Source organism: Streptomyces sp. NRRL F-5126, assembly GCF_000721265.1.
Taxonomy (GTDB): Bacteria; Actinomycetota; Actinomycetes; order Streptomycetales; family Streptomycetaceae; genus Streptomyces.
Genome location: NZ_JOFZ01000112.1, coordinates 1 through 349, shown reverse-complemented (window position 1 = coordinate 349; position 349 = coordinate 1). Strand labels below are relative to the sequence as shown.

General features: G+C 68.8%; 1 pseudogene. It reads left to right on the top strand.

Annotation, left to right across the window (positions count from 1 at the left end):
* A pseudogene (locus tag IH48_RS0132570) lies at positions 1-349 on the top strand (DUF1156 domain-containing protein); the annotation flags it as partial.

Here is a 349-nt window from a genome sequence, read left to right as displayed (position 1 = left end):
CTGGTGATGACCGGCTCCTGGCCGGCCAACACCGAGTCCGGTGGCCAGCAGGGCAAGGCCAACATTGAGACGACCCTGACCATGGCCTGCCGCCCGGCTCCGGCAGGTCGTCCTGCCGGCCGTAAGGGCGCCGTCGAGGCGGAGATCAAGACGGAGATCAAGCAGCGCTACCCCGACTGGGAGCGATGGGGCCTGGCGCCTGCGGACATGCTGATGGCCGCCGCTGGCCCTGCCATGGAAGTTGTGGGGCGCTACAGCGAAGTCCTCGACGCCAAGGGTGAGCCCGTCGACATTTATACGTTCCTGCCGCTGGCGCGCGCCGCGGTCCAGGAGGCCATGGCGGTTGAGG